The following is a 17656-nucleotide window of genomic DNA, read 5'->3' as shown; positions in this document are numbered from 1 at the left end:
TGGATGCATCGCAAGGCGGAGGAGGAGCCGATAACAGCGTTATCGGCGACGACGACAACGCAGCGAGGCGCCGCCTGGGCCACGCGCAGCAGGGCTTGATTTATCAGAGACGACCTAGGGCAGAGCTCCCGGGCACGGAATGCGAGATGACGCATGAACGTCGAGCCATCCGGCACCTCCCCGCAATCCTCTCTCAGAGCCGCGTCCGCCCTACGGCGCACCCAGGCGTTGTTCGACGCGATGTCGGGCGACCATCTGTTCCGCGAACAGTTCGTGACCGATCCGGCGCAGATCTATTCGGAGTATGTCCACAGCGCGCCCCTCGACCGGCATCGGGCGGATGTCATCAACCAGTTCGTCTACGCCGTACTGGCCAGCGACGAGCTGATGCAGTGGATCATCCGTTACCGCGGCGAGCGGAACGGAACCGCGCCGTCGGACGGCGAGCTCGCGACACAGTTCGCCCGCGCGGTGGTCGACACGAACGCCCACCACGTGGCTCTCGCCCTGATGCGAGCGGCGACCGAACAGCAGCCGATCTTCCCCCTGGACAGGTCGATCAAGGACCTGATCTTCGGTGGGATCGGGATCGGCCAGGGCGGGACCGGAATCCAGCTCACCGGAACCTCGGAGGGCACCGGCACCGTCACCGCCGAGACCAACACGGGAACCGGCACGGAGATGAGCACCGGGACAGGCACCGGAACCGAGATGAGCACGGGGACCGGGACCGGCACGGAGATGAGCACCGGCACCGGGACCGGCACGGAGATGAGCACCGGCACCGGGACCGGCACGGAGATGAGCACCGGAACGGGAACGGGAACAGGCACTGGCACTGGCACTGGCACCGAGGGAGTGACGGGCACCGGAACCGGCACAGGGACGGGGACGGGAACCGGAACGGGAACGGGAACCGGCACCGGCACCGGCACCGGCACCGGCACCGGCACCGAGACAAGCCCTCCGGTCACGATTCCCGGCACCGATGTGACTTTCACCTTCGGAAGCACCGAAACGCACACTTTCCCTCCAATTACCCATACCACCGAAATCACGTCAATCACCCAAATCACCACGCTGACGCCGCCGGGTACGTCCCCCGGGACTTTCGGCGGAACATCCCCGGGAACGTTCGGGACATTCGGCGGGACATTCGGGGGCACCTTCGGCGGAACGTTCGGGCACATCAACCTCAACGCCCTCGACTCGGGCGCGGCAGAGATCACCCTGGATTCCCTGCGGGCTTTCGCCGTTCAGCTCCGCGATGCCGGTGTGCTCGACGAGATCGGGGGCGGCGGATGACCACCACCGACATCCCCGCCGGCATCCCGGCCCTGCGTCGGACGACCACGGCGCTGCTGGAAGCCGGCCGCCGGAGCGAGGCCTTCGCGCTGTGGTCCGGCGCGGACTTCTCCGACGACGATCTCGGCTGGCTGTCCGAACGGGCCGGCGACCTGATGCGGTCCACGGACCTCACGCTCGCGGGCGAGTTCGCGCACCTGCTGGCGTCCATCCGCCGGGGCAGCCGATGGTTTCCCGCCCGGGGAGCGGACGGCGCCGCCCGCCCGATCGAGCGCTTCATCACGATCCACAAGCTGCGGCACGACATCGAGCAGTTCACCTACCTGCTGGAGTCGGGGGATCTGGGTGACGAGTTCCGGGCGGTCGTGCAGGCCTACACGGACACGGCCGACCGCCTGCTGGCGGCCGGTGTCGATCCCGACCAGCACGTGCCGTTCGACGAGCAGGCGGAGGCGGCGATAGGGGACGTCTTCAACCGCATCGTCACCCTCCAGCCGGCGCCGCGCCTGCCACGGGCGCTGTCGGACTCGTGGAACGGGCAGGAGGTCACCGAACGCTACCTGGCCAGCCGCGCCGGGCTGGTCGTCGTCGACAACTTCCTGTCTCCGGCCGCGCTGGACGCCGTCCGGCGGTTCTGCGCCGGGTCGACGGTCTGGTTCGGCAACCGCTACGCGAACGGCCGGCTCGGCGCGTTCTTCCACGACGGCTTCAACTGCCCGCTGCTCCTGCAGGTCGCCGAGGAACTCCGCGGCACGTTGCCCGACGTGCTCGGCCCCTATCCGCTCCGCCAGCTGTGGGGATTCAAGAACAAGGACTACCTGCCCGGCGACACCACGACGCACGCCGACTTCGCCGCGGTCAACGTGAACTTCTGGATCACGCCGACGGAGGCCAACCTGGACGAGAGCAGCGGCGGGCTGATCGTGTACGGGGTCGACGCGCCGCCCGACTGGAACTTCCACATGTACAACGGCCGCCAGGATCTGATCAAGCCCTTCCTCGCGCGGCGGAAGGCGGAGGCCGTGACGATCCCCTACCGCGCGAACCGGGCGATCATCTTCAACTCCGACCTGTTCCATGCGACCGCCGAGGTCCGCTTCCGGCCCGGTTACGAGAACCGCAGGGTGAACATCACCATGCTCTACGGCGAACGGGCGGACGACGTCCACCACCCCGGCCTGTCGCGGCAGGCGACGCCGAACCAGATCCCCTACCGTCCGGCCTGGCGTTCGAACGCGCTGACCCGGCGGCGAGCGGGACGGTGACGTCGCAAAGTGACGTCGCACCGTGACGTCACAACACGGCCAGGACGCCTACGTGCTCGCCGCCCTCGGGCACCGGCGGGCGGGCTACTTCCTGGATTCGGGTGCCTCCAATGGCGTCCGGAGCAGCAACACCAGGCTGCTGGAGCAGGAATACGGCTGGACGGGAATCTGCGTCGAGCCCAACCCGCGCTACTACGCGGAGTTGACGGCCAACCGCCGCTGCTTCCACGTGAACTGCTGTCTCTACGACCACGACGGCACGGTGGAGTTCGTGGAGGCCGGCACCATCGGCGGGATCCTCGGTGAGTACTCCCCGCAGATGCTCACACACGTGCGCCGGGCCCTGGAGCTGCCGGACGACGCGCCGATGCCCGTGACGGTCGTGCCGTGCCGTACGGTCGGCTCGCTGCTCCGGGAGTTCCGCGCTCCTCGCGTGATCGACTACTGGAGCCTGGACACCGAAGGTTCCGAGCTGGCGATCCTCCGCACCTTCCCCTTCGGCCGCTATCTGCTGCGGATGCTGACCGTCGAGCACAACTGGGGGCCCGACCGCCGTCCCGTCCACGACCTGCTCGCGCGGCACGGCTATCTGCGCGTCGCCGAGCTGGGCTGCGACGACGTCTACGCGCACCGGTCGGTGGTGTCCCGGGGCGAGGCCTGGCGATCACGGGCGTTGTCGGCCCGCGGACGTGGCCGCCCGTCCTGACCCCCCTCAGGTCTCCGCGACGACCAGGGAACGCGCCGGGAGGTCGAGAACGTGATCGGTCAGGCGGGCCGACTCGTCGGAGGCGAGCAGGAGGCGCGACGCGGCGAGCCGTACGGAGACCGGGCCTGCGGCCAGGTTGGCGGCGACCCGCAGCGAGCCGCGCTCGATCACCACGACCCGGCGCTCCTCGTCCACGTCGACCCGCACCCGGTCCATCCGGGGGTCGGTGAGGTCGGGACGCGACCTGCGCAGCGCGATCAGGGCGCGGTACCAGCCCAGCAGGGAGGCGTGCTCGTCCTTCGACAGCTCCTCCCAGTCGAGCTTGGACCGCAGGAAGGTGTCCTCCTCGCCCGGTTCGGGGGCCTTCCAGTCGTAGCCGAAGCCCTCGAACTCCTTCCTGCGCCGCTCGCCCTCGCCCTCGGCGAGATGCGGCTCGAAGTGGTCGGTGAAGAAGTAGAACGGCGTGGTGGCGCCCCACTCCTCCCCCATGAACAGCATCGGCGTGAACGGCGAGGTCAGCAGCAGACCCGAGGCCAGGCGGAGCTGGTCGGGCCGCATGCGGTCGCCCTCGGGCCGGTTGCCGATCTGGTCGTGGTTCTGCGCGCAGCAGACGAACCGGTGCCCGGGGATCCCGGCGGCCGGGCGTCCGTGCGAGCGGCCCCGGAAGGACGAATAGGTGCCGTCATGGAAATATCCGGAGGTGAGCACCTTGGCCAGGGACGACAGCGTGCCGAAGTCGCCGTAGTAGGCGTTCGTCTCCCCGGTGACGTTCGCGTGGATGGCGTGGTGGACGTCGTCGTTCCAGCTCGCGTGCATGCCGAGGCCACCGGCCTCGCGCGGGGTGACCATGCGGGGGTCGTTGAGGTCCGACTCGGCGACGAGCGTGAGCGGGCGGCCCACCGCGGCGGACAGCGCGTCGACCTCCACCGACAGCTCCTCCAGGAAGTGGACGGCGCGCTTGTCGTGCAGTGCGTGCACGGCGTCGACGCGCAGCCCGTCGACGTGATAGTCGCGCAGCCACTGGAGGGCGTTGTCGATGAAGTAGCGCCGCACCCCGTCCGAGCCGTACCCGTCCAGGTTGACCGCGTCGCCCCAGTAGGACCCCTTCGCGTCGTGGAAGTACGGCCCGAACCTGGCGAGGTAGTTGCCCGACGGCCCGAGGTGGTTGTAGACGACGTCGAGGATCACGCCGAGACCGGCCCGGTGGCAGGCGTCCACCAGGCTCTTCAACCCGTCCGGCCCGCCGTACTCCTCGAAGACCGCGTAGAGGTCCACGCCGTCGTATCCCCAGTTGCGGGCGCCCGGGACAGGCGGGACCGGCATGAGCTCGACGAAGTCGACGCCGAGGTCAACCAGGTGGCCGAGCCGGTCGGCCACCCCCTGGAAGGTGCCCTCGGGCGAGAACGTGCCGACATGCAGCTCGTAGATCACCCCGCCGCGCAGGTCCCGGCCGCGCCAGCCCTGGTCGGTCCAGGCGAACCTGTCGTGGTGGTAGACCCGGCTCGGGCCGTTCACGCCGTACGGCTGCCGCCGGGTCCTGGGGTCGGGGAAGGGTCCCTCGCCGTCCACGTGGAAGGCGTAGTCGCGGTCGTGCTCGTCGCCGGGCGCGGTCCACCAGCCGCCCTCGCCCGGCGACATCGCGTGCCGGGCGCCCTCGTACTCGACCTCGACCCGCGCCGCCCCCGGCGCCCAGACCTCGAACATGCCTCGCCTCCCCTTACCGGCCAAACCCCACCGACCAAGCCCCTACCGACCAAGCCCTTGCTGAATCACGCTTCGAGAATCGCCACCGGATGGGCGGACAGCAGGTCGGCCATGCGCACCTCCCCGGCGTGCTCCGCTCCCGTGAGCAGGTCGCGCCAGCGTCCCGGCGGCAGCATGATCGTCTCACTTCCCCAGCCGCCCCGGCGCTCCAGCCCGGCCGGCAGCCGGGTCGCGACCACGACCGCGGCCGCCCCCCGCCCGGGAACCCCCCTGGTGAACGCGACCGCGTGCTCCCCCGCCTCGATCGGCGCGTACGGCGCCTCGGGGTCGAGCCGCCCCCGCAGCCCGAGCGCGGCGGCGGTGACCCGGATCTTCTCGCCGTCCCAGCTGTCGTCGGGCTCGGCGAGCAGCCGGCGGCGGCGCTCGAAGTCCACCGGCCGTCGGTTGTCGGGGTCCACCAGCGAGAAGTCGGTGATCTCGGTGCCCTGGTAGACGTCCGGGATGCCCGGCATCAGGAGCTGGACGACCTTCTGCCCGAGCGAGTTGACCCGGGCGTACCGGTCGACGACCTCGGTGAACGAGGCGACCGAGTAGCCGCAGGCGTCGATCGCGCGCCGGGCGAAGTCCCTGATCCCCTCCTCGTACGCCGGGTCGGGGTCGACCCAGGAGATGGCCGTCTTGGCCTCCCTCGCCGCCTTGAGCAGGTAGTCGGTGAAACGGTCCAGGCTGATCGGCCAGGCCGCCATCAGCGACTGCCAGGCGAGGTAGTCGAGCCGGGGGTCGAACGACACGGCCGCCGACCACGAGTCGACCGCCATCGTCCACTCCTCGGGCAGCTCCGACAGCACCGCGAGACGGGCCCGCACGTCCTCCGACCGCTTGGTGTCGTGGGTGGACAGCGTGGTCATGGTCCGCGGCGGCAGCCCCGCGCAGAACTCGTGGAACCCGGCCGGCGAGACCCCGAACCGGTCGGGCTCCCCGCCCACCTCGTTGAGGCAGGCCAGCGGATACCACCGGTAGAGCGCGGTGTCCTCCACGCCCTTGGCCATGACGGGCCCGCAGGTCTGCTGGAAGCGGGTGACCGCGTCCGGCGGGCCGTACAGGACGAGGTCGGCGGCCTTGGCCACCGCGTCGGGGTCGGTGCGGCCGGCCGCGAGCCGGGCCGCCTCCGCGACGATCGCCTCCGCGTCGGCGGACGGCCGCTCACCCGGGTTCACGTACGCCCGGTAGACGGGCATCGCGGCCAGCAGCTCCACGACGGCCTCGCGCAGCGCCGGGTCGCCGAGGTCGGTGGTCAGCCGGTCGACCTCCCCGCGGAAGAACAGGTCGATGACGTGCTTCTTGGCGTCGTGGCGCACGGTCTCGTAGTCGTCGCGCACGCCGGTGTGGCGGCCGAAGGTCTCGATCAGCGCGTCGCGGCCCGCCGGGTCCACGAACAGCCGGGTGACCATGTTGAGCGCGTCGTAACCGGTGGTGCCGTCGCAGGGCCAGTCGGCGGGCAGCCGCTCGCCGTCGATGAGGATCTTCTCCACCCACAGCGGGCCCGGCACGTGCGGGCGCAGCCACCGGAGGTAGCCGCGGGGGTCGGCCAGGCCGTCGGGGTGGTCGACGCGCAGCCCGTGGATCACACCCTCCTCGATGAGGCGGAAGGTGACGGCGTGGGTCTCCTGGAAGACCTCGGGGTCCTCCACCCGCAGGCCCATCAGCGACGACACGTCGAAGAACCGCCGGTAGCCGGGGCTCTCCCGCCAGTGGGCCAGCCGGTAGTGCTGGGCCTCCAGCAGTTCCGGCAGCGGCAGGTGCTCCGTGCCGGGCCTGATCGGGAACGCGTGGTCGTGGTAACGCAGCACGGCGCCGTCCACGCCGCTGTCGACTCTGAGCGCCTCGTCCGCGTCGTCGCCCAGCAGCGGCAGGGTCACCGGCCACTGGAAGTCGAACCACCGGGAGGCAGGCGACCCGGGCCCGTCCCGCAGCGCCGCCCACAGCCGCGCGTTGTCCGACTCCGGCACCGGCACGGTCATGTGGTTGGGCACTATGTCCGACACCAGCGGCATGCCCTCGGCCGCCAGCGCCCGCAGGCCCTCCTCGCCGCCGAACTCCTCGCGTACGCGGGTGTGGTCGGTCACGTCGTAGCCGTGCAGGGACTCACGGCACGCCTGCAGGATCGGCGACAGGTAGAGGTGGCCGGCCCCCAGCTCCCGGAGATATCCGACGAGGCCGGCGGCCTGCGCGAAGCCGAAGTCAGGCGTCAGCTGCACGCGGTAGGTAGAACTCACTGGACCGCCCTTCGAAACACGTTCCCGACGCGGAGAACCGCCGGGCAGTGACCGTACTTGCCCGCCTGCCCGGCGGCTCACACCAACGGCACTCTAACCGGCCGTCCCCGCTGGTCAGGACGACGTGTGGCGGACCCGGCGCAGGACCCGCACCGACCGGCCGGTGACCGGCACCGCCTCACCGGCCCGGCACATCCGCGACTCGCTCTGCCCGGGCATCGCCGTGTCCAGCTCGGTGCACCACAGCTCGCCGTAGTTCTTCGGCACGGTGAACTTGAGCATCTCGTGGTGGGCGTTGAACAGCAGCAGGAACGAGTCGTCGGCGATCCGCCTGCCCCTGCTGTCGGGTTCGGTGATCGCGTCGCCGTTGAGGAAGACCGCCAGCGCCTTGGCGTAGCCGTTCGTCCAGTCGGCGTCGGTCATCTCGGTGCCCGACGGGGTGAGCCAGGCGATGTCGCTCAGCTCGTCGTGGGAGCCGCGCACGGGACGGCCGTAGAAGAAGCGGCGGCGCCGGAAGACGGGGTGGTCGCGGCGCAGCCGGGCGAGGCGCCGGGTGAACTCGAGGAGCTGCCGCCTCTCGACCGTCCCCGCGTCCTCCTCGGCGGTGGCCCCGGCCTCCAGCACGGCGCCCCAGTCGACCCAGCTGATCTCGTTGTCCTGGCAGTAGGCGTTGTTGTTGCCCTGCTGGGTGCGGCCGATCTCGTCGCCGTGCGACAGCATCGGCACGCCCTGCGACAGGAACAGCGTGGCCAGGAAGTTGCGCTTCTGCCGCTCGCGCAGCTGCGCGACCGGGCCGGTCGCCGGGCCCTCGACGCCGCAGTTCCAGGACCTGTTGTCGTCCGCGCCGTCGCGGTTGTCCTCGCCGTTGGCCTCGTTGTGCTTGCCGTTGTACGACACGAGGTCCTGCAGCGGGAACCCGTCGTGGCAGGTGACGAAGTTGATCGACGCGGCGGGGCGGCGGCTGTCGTCCTGGTAGAGGTCGCTCGACCCGGTCAGGCGGCTCGCGAACTCGGGCAGCGCGGCGGGCTCGCCCCGCCACAGGTCGCGGATCGTGTCGCGGTAGCGGCCGTTCCACTCGGTCCAGCGGGCCGGGAAGTTGCCGACCTGGTAGCCCCCCGGGCCGACGTCCCACGGCTCGGCGATGAGCTTGACCTGCGACAGCACCGGGTCCTGCTGGACGAGGTCGAAGAACGCGCTCAGCCGGTCGACCTCGTGCAGCTCACGGGCCAGCGACGCCGCGAGGTCGAAGCGGAACCCGTCCACGTGCATGTCGCGCACCCAGTAGCGCAGCGAGTCCATGATCAGCTGGAGCGCGTGCGGGCTGCGCATGAGCAGGCTGTTGCCGGTGCCGGTGGTGTCCATGTAGTAGCGGCGGTCGTCCTCGACCAGCCGGTAGTAGTTGGCGTTGTCGATGCCCCGCATGGACAGCGTCGGGCCCAGGTGGTTGCCCTCCGCGGTGTGGTTGTAGACGACGTCGAGGATCACCTCGATGCCAGCCTCGTGCAGGGCCTTCACCATCGCCTTGAACTCCAGCACCTGCCCGCCGCGCTGGCCGGAGCTCGAGTACGCGTTGTGCGGCGCGAAGAAGCCGATCGTGTTGTAGCCCCAGTAGTTCGCCAGCCCCCGCTTCTCCAGCATGTGGTCGGTCACGAACTGGTGGACCGGCATCAGCTCGATCGCGGTGACCCCGAGCGCGGTGAGATGGTCGATGATCTCCGGGTGCCCGAGCGCGGCGTACGTGCCGCGGATGCGGTCCGGGATCTTGGGGTGGGTGATCGTCAGGCCGCGCACGTGCGCCTCGTAGAGCACCGTGTCGTGGTACGGCGTGGCCGGGGGACGGTCGTGCCCCCACCCGAAGAACGGGTTGACGACCACCGACCGCGGGACGTACGCCGCCGAGTCGCTGTCGTCCCGGCTGTCCGGCTCGCCGAAGCGGTAGCCGTACACCGCCTGGTCCCAGTTGACCGAGCCCTCCACCGCCTTGGCGTACGGGTCGATCAGCAGCTTGTTGGGGTTGCACCGCAGGCCCTCGGCGGGCGAGTAGGGCCCGTGGACGCGGTAGCCGTACCGCTGGCCCGGGCCGACGCCCGGGAGATAGCAGTGCCAGACGAAGCCGTCCACTTCGGCCAGCGACACGCGCTCCTCGTTGCCCTCGTCGTCGAACAGGCACAGCTCGACCCGCTCGGCCACCTCGCTGAAGAGCGCGAAGTTGGTGCCCGCGCCGTCGTACGTCGCTCCGAGAGGATAGGAATCCCCCGGCCAGATCTCCCTCACTGGACCTCCTCGCCGTCCGGCTCGGCGGTCCTGCCGGGAAGCCCCCGGAGTCCACCGGCTCTATGGTCGCGATCGTTCCCGGTCCGGTCCCGTCCGGGACGGCCGCTCACCCGATCGTGATGCTGAGTGTCGTTCACAAGACATCGTGCCTGCCCGCAAAAGGCTCCGACAGTCGCGCCACGTTAACTGCGTGTATGGCAAAGGGGTGAACCGGCCATCGGCGAGCAAAGCGCCGCCCGTTTCGGGAATCAACGCCGCGAGCTGGCCGTACGCGCCGAATCTGGGACACCTCACCCGTCCGCCGTCCGTACCGTGGCTTCCGGCCGGTCACCCACCGCAGTCACCGCGCCCCTCACCGGCTCTCACCGGCCCTGGATCGACCCGCCGATTAACGGTCCTTCCCGATGTGCCTTCCCCCTGCAGGGGTTACGGACACCGGAAACCGGCGGGTCATCGGACCGGCGAGCCGGTCGCGCCCCCGCGGGCGCGGCGCAGCAGGCCGCGGCGGGGGGCGGCGGCGCGGCCGTCGGTGCGCAGCCACAGGTTGACGCCGGTGCCGCCGAGCGCCGAGGGCTCGACGCGGACCCCGCCGCCCGTCGACTCGGCGAGGCGGCGGGCGATGTCGAGGCCGAGGCCGGTGGAGCCCGCCCCGCTGTTGCCCCGCCGCACCGCCTTCTCGGGATCGGGGATGCCCGGGCCGGCGTCCGCGACGAGGACGCCCACGATGCCGCTCCCCCGGTGCAGGGTGACGCGGAAGGCGGTGCCCTGCGGGGTGTGCCGGAAGACGTTGCCGAGCAGCGCGTCGACCACCGCGCCGAGGTCGGCGGCGGCGACCGGCACGGGGGTGGCCTCGTCGGCGCCGACGAGCTGCCACGGCCGCCCCTGGTCCTCGGCCAGCGCCGACCAGAAGGCGAGCCGTTCGCACAGCACGAGCGCGGCGTCGCAGCCCGCCGGCACGGCCCGGCGGGCAGGGCGCCGGGACGCGTCGATGATCTCGTCGACCGCGTGTTCGAGCCGCTCGATCGCGAGCCTGCGCTGCTGCTCGGCCTCCGGGCCGCTGCCGCCGAGGTTGAGCCGCAGCGCGGTGAGCGGGGTGCGCAGCCGGTGCGACAGGTCGGCGGCGAGCTCGCGCTCGGCCGCGAGCAGCACCGCCACCTGGTCGGCCATCGCGTTGAAGGCGCGTCCGGCGGCCACCAGCTCGGGCGGGCCGTCGGGGATGATGCGGACCGACAGGTCGCCCGCGCCGAGCGCGGCGGCCGCCTGCCCGAGCCGCCGGGCGGACCGGACCACCCGGGCGCCGAGCCGGTCGGCCACCACCACCGACCCCACCACCAGCGTGACGGCCACGCCGGTCAGCACGGCCCAGGACGTGGAGACTCCCTTCCTGGCGTCCGCCTCGGGCGCGTACGCCTCGATGACGGCGCTCCGGCCGCCGCCCAGCGCGACGGGCCTGAGCAGGACGTATCCGTTGGCGACCGGCACCGTCCTGGCCCGCTCCGCGGCGTTCGCCACGTCGGCGGGGCCGACCCGGGAGCGGCCGACGGTCCGCCCGCCGGAGAGGTGGACTGCCAGGCGCGAGACCCCCGCCGGCGTGCTGGCCAGCGCGCGTTCGAGCGCGGCCACGTCGTCGGTGATCACCAGGGCGGGCACGATCGTGGCGGCCTGCCGCTCGGCGTCCGCCAGCGCCCGGCTCTCCGCGATCTCCATGACCCCCACGGCCAGCGGGATGAGGAAGGCCAGCGCGACCATCGCCGTCACGGCGACCGCCACCAGGGCCAGGCTCCGTCGCACCGTACTCCCGCCGCTCCCGCCGCTCCCGCCGCCGGACCCTCAGGCCTCTGCGGGAGGACTGAGACGTACACCGACACCCCGCACGGTGTGCAGGTAGCGGGGCCGCGAGGCGCTCTCGCCGAGCTTGCGCCGCAGCCACGACAGGTGCACGTCGATCGTCTGGTCGTCGCCGTACGACTGCCGCCACACCTCGGCCAGCAACTGCCTGCGCGAGATCACGCGGTCGGGGCGGGCGGCGAGGTAGGCGAGCAGGTCGAACTCCCTGCGGGTGAGGTCGAGCGGCACGCCGTCGAGCCGGGCCTCCCTGCGGTCGGCGTCGACGACCAGGCCGCCGACCTTGACGACCGACGCCGGCGTCCCCGGCCTCGCCCGTCTCAGCACGGCCTCCAGCCGGGCGTTGAGGTGGTCGCCCGAGAACGGTTTGACCAGGTAGTCGTCCGCGCCGTCGCGCAGCAGGCGGACGATCTGGGCCTCGTCGTCACGCGCGGTGGCGACGATGACCGGCACGTCGGAGATCGCCCGGAGCATCTTCAGGGCCTCGGCGCCGTCGAGGTCGGGCAGCCCCAGGTCGAGGATGACCACGTCGGGGGCGACGTGGGCGATCTCCCGCAGCGCGTCGAGCGCCCGGCCCGCGCTGCGGACGGCGTGGCTGCGCCCCGTCAGGTCGCGGATGATCGCGGAACGGACGAACTCGTCGTCCTCCACCACCAGAACGGTCGCCATGGGGCAGAAACGTACACTCTTCGCCCCTGCCGCGTCCGCCGAAGAGCGATCCGGAAAGTGTGGATCAAGGGAGATTCTCCCCTGCCCTTATGTCCTTATAGATCATCCGAAATCAGTCAAGGCGCGAGATCCGGGCACAAGATAGAGTGAGCGGCCACATGAGACGGGCCACCGGTTACACGATCGCCTGGTGCGGGGCCACCGCACTGGCCGTCGGCGTGTCCTGGCTCGGCGTGCGCGACGTGCTGCGCAGCGCGGTCCTGGACGACGCCCCCCTCGCCCCGGTGGTGGCCGTCGCCGCCCCGGTCACGGCCTACGCGGCGCTTCCGTCCGCCGACCCGGGGACCGATCCGGACGCGGCCTCCACCCCAGGCCCGGAGTCTCCGCCCCCGTCCCTGTCACGGTCGCTGTCACCGACGCCGCGCCCGGCGCGGCGGAACGCGACCGCCACCCCGTCGCGGACGGCCCGCTCCTCTCCCACCGCCCGCACCGACCGTCCGGACGACGCGGCGGGGTCGGCCCCGCCGCCGAGCACCCGGCCGCACCGCGACCCCGCGGAGGAGACCCTGCACACGTTCACCCTGAAAGGCGGGCGGGCGACGATCGCGGTCACCTCACGGGACTGCCGGGTCGTCACGGCCACGCCGAACGAGGGCTACCAGGTCAAGGTCTGGGAGGAGGACCAGTGGCTGCGCGTCGCCTTCCTCCGGGAGGTGCACGAGTCGTCGGCGTTCTGCGCGTGGAACGCCCTGCCGCCCAGGCTCGACACGTACGAGCGCTGAGCGGCGGCCCGGGGCGAGCGGCCGGGGGTCACTTCAGCTTGGCGAGGTAGCCCTTCAGCTCCTTGACCTCGGCGGACAGGGCCGTGGAGATGGCCGTGGCCAGCGCCTTCCCGCCCTCGAACACGCCCTTCTCCTGCTCGGCGCCCGCGATCGCGATCGCCCCGCCGTCATGCTTGATCATGAGGGTCGTGAACCGCTTGTCGAAGGCGGGGCCGCTCAGCTTGGCGAGGGCGTCGACCTCGGCCTTCGTCTGCATGCCGGGCATCTTGTGGTCGCGCGGCAGCGGCTCGGCGCCCCACATGTCGAGCCAGCCCTTCAGCGTGCGGATGTCGGTGTCGCGGGCCGAGAGGATGCGGGAGGCCATGTCCCTGACCCAGGGGTCGCCGGCCCGCGTCTGGGCGAGCGTGGCCAGGTCGACGGCCTGGAGGTGGTGCGGGATGATCTTGCCGGCGAACGCCACGTCGGCGGCGTTGTGGTCGGCCGACGTCTCCGCGCCGCCGGGGTCGGCCGGCGTGGCGGTGACGGTCGTGCCGTCCGAGGGCTCGGCGGCGGCCGCCGAGGCCGGGGCGGGGGCCGGAGAGGGGGCGGCGCCGTCCGCCCCGCCACAGCCGGCGAGCAGGGCCATCGCGAGCACGGCGGTCAGCGTGCCCGTCAGGCCGGGGTTGACTGGGAGCGGACGGCGGGGGGCGGTCGTCACTGGGGGGCCTTTCCGGTCGGGGCTTGGGGGACGGCGGGCACGGCCACCGGGACCGGGCGTGGGCGTCCGGCTCGGGTCGCCGCGGACCCTGCGCCACACCGGCCCTGGTTCCTGGCGGAGGACCCTACCGCCATACCGCCACCGTCACCACGCCGTAACGGGCGTCCACCCCCTACTGAGCCGCCCGCTTTACGGCATATTTACTCAGATTTACGGACAAGATGGACATATAGGGTCAAACCGAACTTTGACTACCCCAAGCAACCCCTGTGCTCTAGCCTCCAACTATGTCAAACGGGAGCGAAACTCTACGAAAGGTTTCACACCGAGGAAACCTCTGTTGACACGAGCGAAACAGTGATACTTTCGCTTGGGAGCGCTCCCAAGCCGTGTGAACCTTCGGGCCGAGGAGACCGGATGGCCGATCTTCCCACCCTCGCAGAGGTAGCCGCCGCAGCCGGCGTCTCCCCGGCAACAGCTTCCCGGGTCTTGACCGGCTCGGTACGCGTGACCACATCGACCCGTCGGCAGGTCCATGACGCGATGTCGCGTCTGGGCTATGTCCGGCGTCGTGCCCCTCGGGGTGCGGCGGGCAGGCGGGCCGAGCAGATCATCGCCGCGGTCGTCTGCGAGCACAGTCCACGCCTATTCACCGAGCCGTTCTATGCCAGGCTCCTGTCCGCGTGCGAGGAGGTGCTGGCGACGCACGGGGTGCCGATGGTCGTGATGACCGCGACCCCGGCGACCGCCTCCATCGCCGCGCCACCGCTGGTCGCGGGCGCCGTCGACGGCGTGCTCCTCATCGGAGCGCGTGCGCGGCACCCCCTCGCGGTAACGCTGGCGGCGTCTGGCGTCCCGGTGCGCTGTGCCGGGCGGCCGCCAGACGGCATCGACCTGCCATTCGTCGACATGGACAACCGTGACGGCGGACGGCAGGCGGCCGAGCACCTGCTGCTCAACAACCGCAAGCACATCGCCACGATCGCCGGGCCGCCGACCCTGCCGGCCGCGCGCGACCGGTTGGAGGGCTTCCGGCAGACGCTGCGCGACGCGGGCGTGCTCGACATGCCCGTGGCGTACGGCGACTTCACCCACGCGTCGGGCGCGCACGCCATGCAGTGGCTGCTGCAACGGGCGCCGCACCTCGACGCCGTCTTCGCGGCGTCGGACGTGATGGCGGCCGGGGCCATGCAGACGCTGCGCCGCGCCGGGCGCAAGGTGCCGGACGACGTGGCCGTGATCGGGTACGACGACGCGCCGGTGGCCCGGCACACGTCGCCGACTCTGACCACGGTCCGGCAGCCCGTCGAGGAAATGGCCACGCTCGCCGCACGACTGCTTCTCATGACACTCGGGGACGGGGAGAATCCCAAGGGCAATCCGGTGCTCCCCACGGAACTGGTGGTTCGTGAATCGGCCTGAGCTTAGAGAAGGCGACATCCTGACCCGTCGTTACCTGCTCCAGGAGCGGTTGGCGACGGGCGGGATGTCGGTCATCTGGCGTGCCTTCGACCAGTCACTGCAGCGCATGGTCGCGATCAAGGTGCTGGACGGCTCGCTCGACGACGAAAACCCCGGCCGGGAACTCATGCGCAGGGAGGCCAGGGCCACCGCCCGGCTGATCCATCCCGACGCGATCGAGGTCTACGACTACGGGGAGACGGTCACGAACGGCGGCAGGCTGGCGTCGTTCGTGGTCATGCGGTTGCTTGAGGGCCGGTCGCTGGCCGACCGGATCATGGAGGGCCCGCTGCCCTGGGCCGAGGCGACGCAGATCGCCGCCGGGCTGGCGCAGGTGCTGGCGGCGGCGCACGACCGGGGCATCGTCCACCGTGACGTCACCCCGGAGAACGTGCTGCTCGCCGCCGACGGGCCCAAGCTGCTCGACTTCGGCATCGCCGCCTTCATCGGCGAGACCGACGACCAGCTGGTGGCCGACTTCGGCACGCCTCCCTACGTCGCGCCCGAGCGGCTGAGGGGGACGACCGCCGATCCGGCGGTGGACGTCTACGCCCTCGGCGTGCTGCTTTTCGAGATGCTGACCGGCCACCTGCCGTATCCCGAGAAGACCTGGGAGGCGATCGAGGCGGCGCGGCGGGACGGCCCGCCGCCGGTCCCCGAAGGGGTGCCCGGCCTGCCGCAGGAGGTCGCCGACCTGTGCCGGCGCTGCCTGTCCGCCGATCCCGTCGACCGGCCGAGCGCCCGCGCGGTCGCCGCGGCGCTGGCCGCGGTGCGCAAACCGCCCGGGCCGCGAGGCGCGGGCTGGGGCGCCGCCGCCGTCGGAGCCGCGGCTCTCGGCGGCATTTTGTGGGTCTCCCAGTCGGGGGGCCAGGGCCTCGGCGCCGCCGTCGTGCTCAACCCGGCGATCGCGCAGCCGGCGCAGGCCACCCCCACGCCGTCGGCCGCGCTGGGTGAACCCGTGGCCGAACCGATGGCCGAACCCCTGGCCGAGGCCCGCCACACGGCGGGACCGGTCGCCCGGCACACCGCGAAGCCGGTGGCCGACCCCGCGCGCGCGCACGGGCCCACCCCCTCCCCCTCCGCGACGAAGACCAGGGTCAAGAGCCGGCACGGCGGCGACTCCGCCCAGCCGCGCGCGACGGTCACCCGCAAACCCGGTGTGACCACGCTGCCCCTGGCCACTCCCGCCCCCTACCTGGCGGTCGAGACCGCGGTGCGCCGGTTCACGCTGCTCGTGGACGGCGCCGAGGCCACCCATGACATCGACGACGACGTGGCGCTCGACCTCAAGCAGGTGCTGCGCAACGCGGTGGCGGCGGGACAGGGACTCACCGAGGTGCGGACCAAACTGGAGGTCCGCTACGGCGAGGGACGGCTGCCGCTCGTGCTGAAGCAGGAGTTGCACCACGCGCTGGACGGTGTCGAGGCGGCCCTCGCGCGATCTACTGGTACCTGATTTGGGAGCGCTCCCAGAACAAATTTCTGTTGTCGGCTGTCAAGTCCGGAAGTCGGGGCGCGTCCGTAAAACCTCCCGACTCGGACCGAAATAATCGTCTGTTTTCGCCCGCCGGGCGGGCCGCCACCGCCCAATCGTGGTCGGCGCCGCTCCGCCCGGCCTGGCGACGAAAGTGTTTAGCACCGCCCCGGACCCGCGTCAAGCCCTTGAATAGCGGTGGCAAAACCGGATACCTCGTTTCCTCATGAGCGGATTCAAGAAGTTCCTGATGCGGGGCAACCTGGTGGAGCTCGCCGTCGCCGTGGTCGTGGGCGCGACGTTCAGCGGGCTGATCCAGGCTCTCGTCAAGGACCTCATCACGCCCCTGATCGCGGCGATAACCGGAGGCAAGGAGCCCGACTTCTCCGGCTACACGTTCACCGTCAACGGCGCGGTGTTCAAGTACGGCGACTTCGTCAACAGCCTGCTGTCGTTCCTGATCGTCGCCGCGGTTGTCTACTGGCTGGTCGTCCTGCCGATGAGCCGCTTCCTGGCCCTCTTCGAGACCAAGAAGGAGGCCACCGAGAAGCAGTGCCCCGAGTGCCTGTCGGACATCCCCGTCGCCGCCCGGCGCTGCGCCTTCTGCACCGTCGAGCTGTCCACCGTCTCCGCGGCGGACAAGCCCCCCGCCTGACCTCCGCCCTCTTGCCGGCCCCCGATGGAGTCTCCATCGGGGGCCGGCGTCCGTTCCGGCCCGCGCGCGGGAGATTTCTCGATCCTTATGCATCACTTAACATCTAGGTGTCTAAAGTACTAGGCACCTAGATAAATGGAGCTATGGTGATCGAGTTCTACTTGGACGGCCGGTCCGGTGTCTCGCCCTACCTGCAGCTGGTCCAGCAGGTACGGCACGCGCTGCGGCTGGGCCTGCTACACGAAGGCGACCGGCTTCCGACCGTCAAGGACGTCGTGGCGCGGCTGGCGCTCAACCCCAACACCGTGCTCAAGGCCTACCGGGAACTCGAACACGAGGGCCTGGTGGCCGCACGGCCGGGGATCGGGACGTTCGTCACCAGGACGCTGACCGACGCCTCCCTGGCCGCGCACGGCCGGCTGCGTGAGGACCTGCGGCGCTGGCTGGCCGCGGCGCGTCTGGCCGGCCTCGACGACGAGAGCATCGAGGCCCTGTTCATGACCACTTTCAGGAGCTCCTCTCAGGAGGACGTCGCATGATCAG

Annotated in this window: 14 protein-coding genes; 8 read left to right on the top strand and 6 right to left on the bottom strand. The window is 71.2% G+C overall.

The window, feature by feature from the left end:
• Positions 1 to 153 precede the first annotated feature (153 nt).
• Genes F5972_RS37680 through F5972_RS35320 form a run of 3 tightly spaced genes read left to right on the top strand, consistent with a single transcriptional unit; the run spans position 154 to position 3276 of the window.
• Positions 154 to 1305: a hypothetical protein gene (locus F5972_RS37680; RefSeq protein ID WP_191910475.1), complete on the top strand. Its 1152-nt coding sequence runs from the start codon at positions 154 to 156 to the stop codon at positions 1303 to 1305.
• Positions 1302 to 2570 (top strand): phytanoyl-CoA dioxygenase family protein, encoded by a 1269-nt coding sequence (locus F5972_RS35325; RefSeq protein WP_150940259.1) that lies wholly within the window; start codon positions 1302 to 1304, stop codon positions 2568 to 2570. The genes F5972_RS37680 and F5972_RS35325 overlap by 4 nt, the downstream gene beginning before the upstream one ends.
• Positions 2571 to 2592: 22 nt before the next feature.
• Entirely contained in the window at positions 2593 to 3276 is a 684-nt protein-coding gene (locus tag F5972_RS35320; protein WP_150940257.1) for an FkbM family methyltransferase, read from the top strand.
• A gap of 6 nt (positions 3277 to 3282) precedes the next feature.
• Here the strand turns inward: F5972_RS35320 and treZ are convergent, their stop codons facing one another.
• From treZ to F5972_RS35295, 5 genes are all read right to left on the bottom strand, one after another.
• Positions 3283 to 4980 (bottom strand): malto-oligosyltrehalose trehalohydrolase, encoded by a 1698-nt coding sequence (treZ, locus tag F5972_RS35315; RefSeq protein WP_150940255.1) that lies wholly within the window; start codon positions 4978 to 4980, stop codon positions 3283 to 3285.
• Between the two features lie 65 nt (positions 4981 to 5045).
• Positions 5046 to 7256 (bottom strand): malto-oligosyltrehalose synthase, encoded by a 2211-nt coding sequence (treY, locus tag F5972_RS35310; protein ID WP_225312188.1) that lies wholly within the window; start codon positions 7254 to 7256, stop codon positions 5046 to 5048.
• A gap of 114 nt (positions 7257 to 7370) precedes the next feature.
• Complete coding sequence (glgX, locus tag F5972_RS35305; RefSeq protein ID WP_150940253.1) at positions 7371 to 9530, bottom strand: glycogen debranching protein GlgX; 2160 nt, start codon at positions 9528 to 9530, stop codon at positions 7371 to 7373.
• Positions 9531 to 9980: 450 nt separating this feature from the next.
• Positions 9981 to 11321 (bottom strand): sensor histidine kinase, encoded by a 1341-nt coding sequence (locus tag F5972_RS35300; RefSeq protein WP_150940252.1) that lies wholly within the window; start codon positions 11319 to 11321, stop codon positions 9981 to 9983.
• A gap of 39 nt (positions 11322 to 11360) precedes the next feature.
• A complete protein-coding gene (locus F5972_RS35295; protein ID WP_150940250.1) occupies positions 11361 to 12044 on the bottom strand; it encodes a response regulator transcription factor in 684 nt (227 codons plus the stop codon).
• 158 nt (positions 12045 to 12202) lie between these two features.
• On the opposite strand from F5972_RS35295, the gene F5972_RS35290 reads away from it, so the two are divergent.
• Positions 12203 to 12826 carry a hypothetical protein gene (locus tag F5972_RS35290; RefSeq protein WP_150940248.1) on the top strand — a complete coding sequence of 208 codons (624 nt, stop codon included), beginning with the start codon at positions 12203 to 12205 and terminating at the stop codon, positions 12824 to 12826.
• Between the two features lie 28 nt (positions 12827 to 12854).
• On the opposite strand, the gene F5972_RS35285 is transcribed toward F5972_RS35290, so the two are convergent.
• A complete protein-coding gene (locus F5972_RS35285) occupies positions 12855 to 13523 on the bottom strand; it encodes a DUF305 domain-containing protein (RefSeq protein WP_150940246.1) in 669 nt (222 codons plus the stop codon).
• A 417-nt stretch (positions 13524 to 13940) separates the two neighbouring features.
• On the opposite strand from F5972_RS35285, the gene F5972_RS35280 reads away from it, so the two are divergent.
• The 4 genes from F5972_RS35280 (at position 13941) to F5972_RS35265 (ending at position 17652) form a co-directional block, all read left to right on the top strand.
• Positions 13941 to 14945: a LacI family DNA-binding transcriptional regulator gene (locus F5972_RS35280; protein ID WP_150940244.1), complete on the top strand. Its 1005-nt coding sequence runs from the start codon at positions 13941 to 13943 to the stop codon at positions 14943 to 14945.
• A complete protein-coding gene (locus F5972_RS35275) occupies positions 14932 to 16440 on the top strand; it encodes a serine/threonine-protein kinase (protein WP_150940242.1) in 1509 nt (502 codons plus the stop codon). The genes F5972_RS35280 and F5972_RS35275 overlap by 14 nt, the downstream gene beginning before the upstream one ends.
• Before the next feature lie 244 nt (positions 16441 to 16684).
• Positions 16685 to 17113, top strand: a complete 429-nt coding sequence (mscL, locus tag F5972_RS35270; protein WP_150940240.1) for a large conductance mechanosensitive channel protein MscL — start codon at positions 16685 to 16687, stop codon at positions 17111 to 17113.
• Between the two features lie 143 nt (positions 17114 to 17256).
• Entirely contained in the window at positions 17257 to 17652 is a 396-nt protein-coding gene (locus tag F5972_RS35265) for a GntR family transcriptional regulator (RefSeq protein WP_150940239.1), read from the top strand.
• Positions 17653 to 17656 lie beyond the last annotated feature (4 nt).

The organism is Microbispora cellulosiformans, from assembly GCF_008728085.1.
Lineage (GTDB): Bacteria > Actinomycetota > Actinomycetes > Streptosporangiales > Streptosporangiaceae > Microbispora > Microbispora amethystogenes.
The sequence above is the reverse complement of the archived record's forward strand: the minus strand, read 5'-3'. Positions and strand labels throughout refer to the sequence as shown.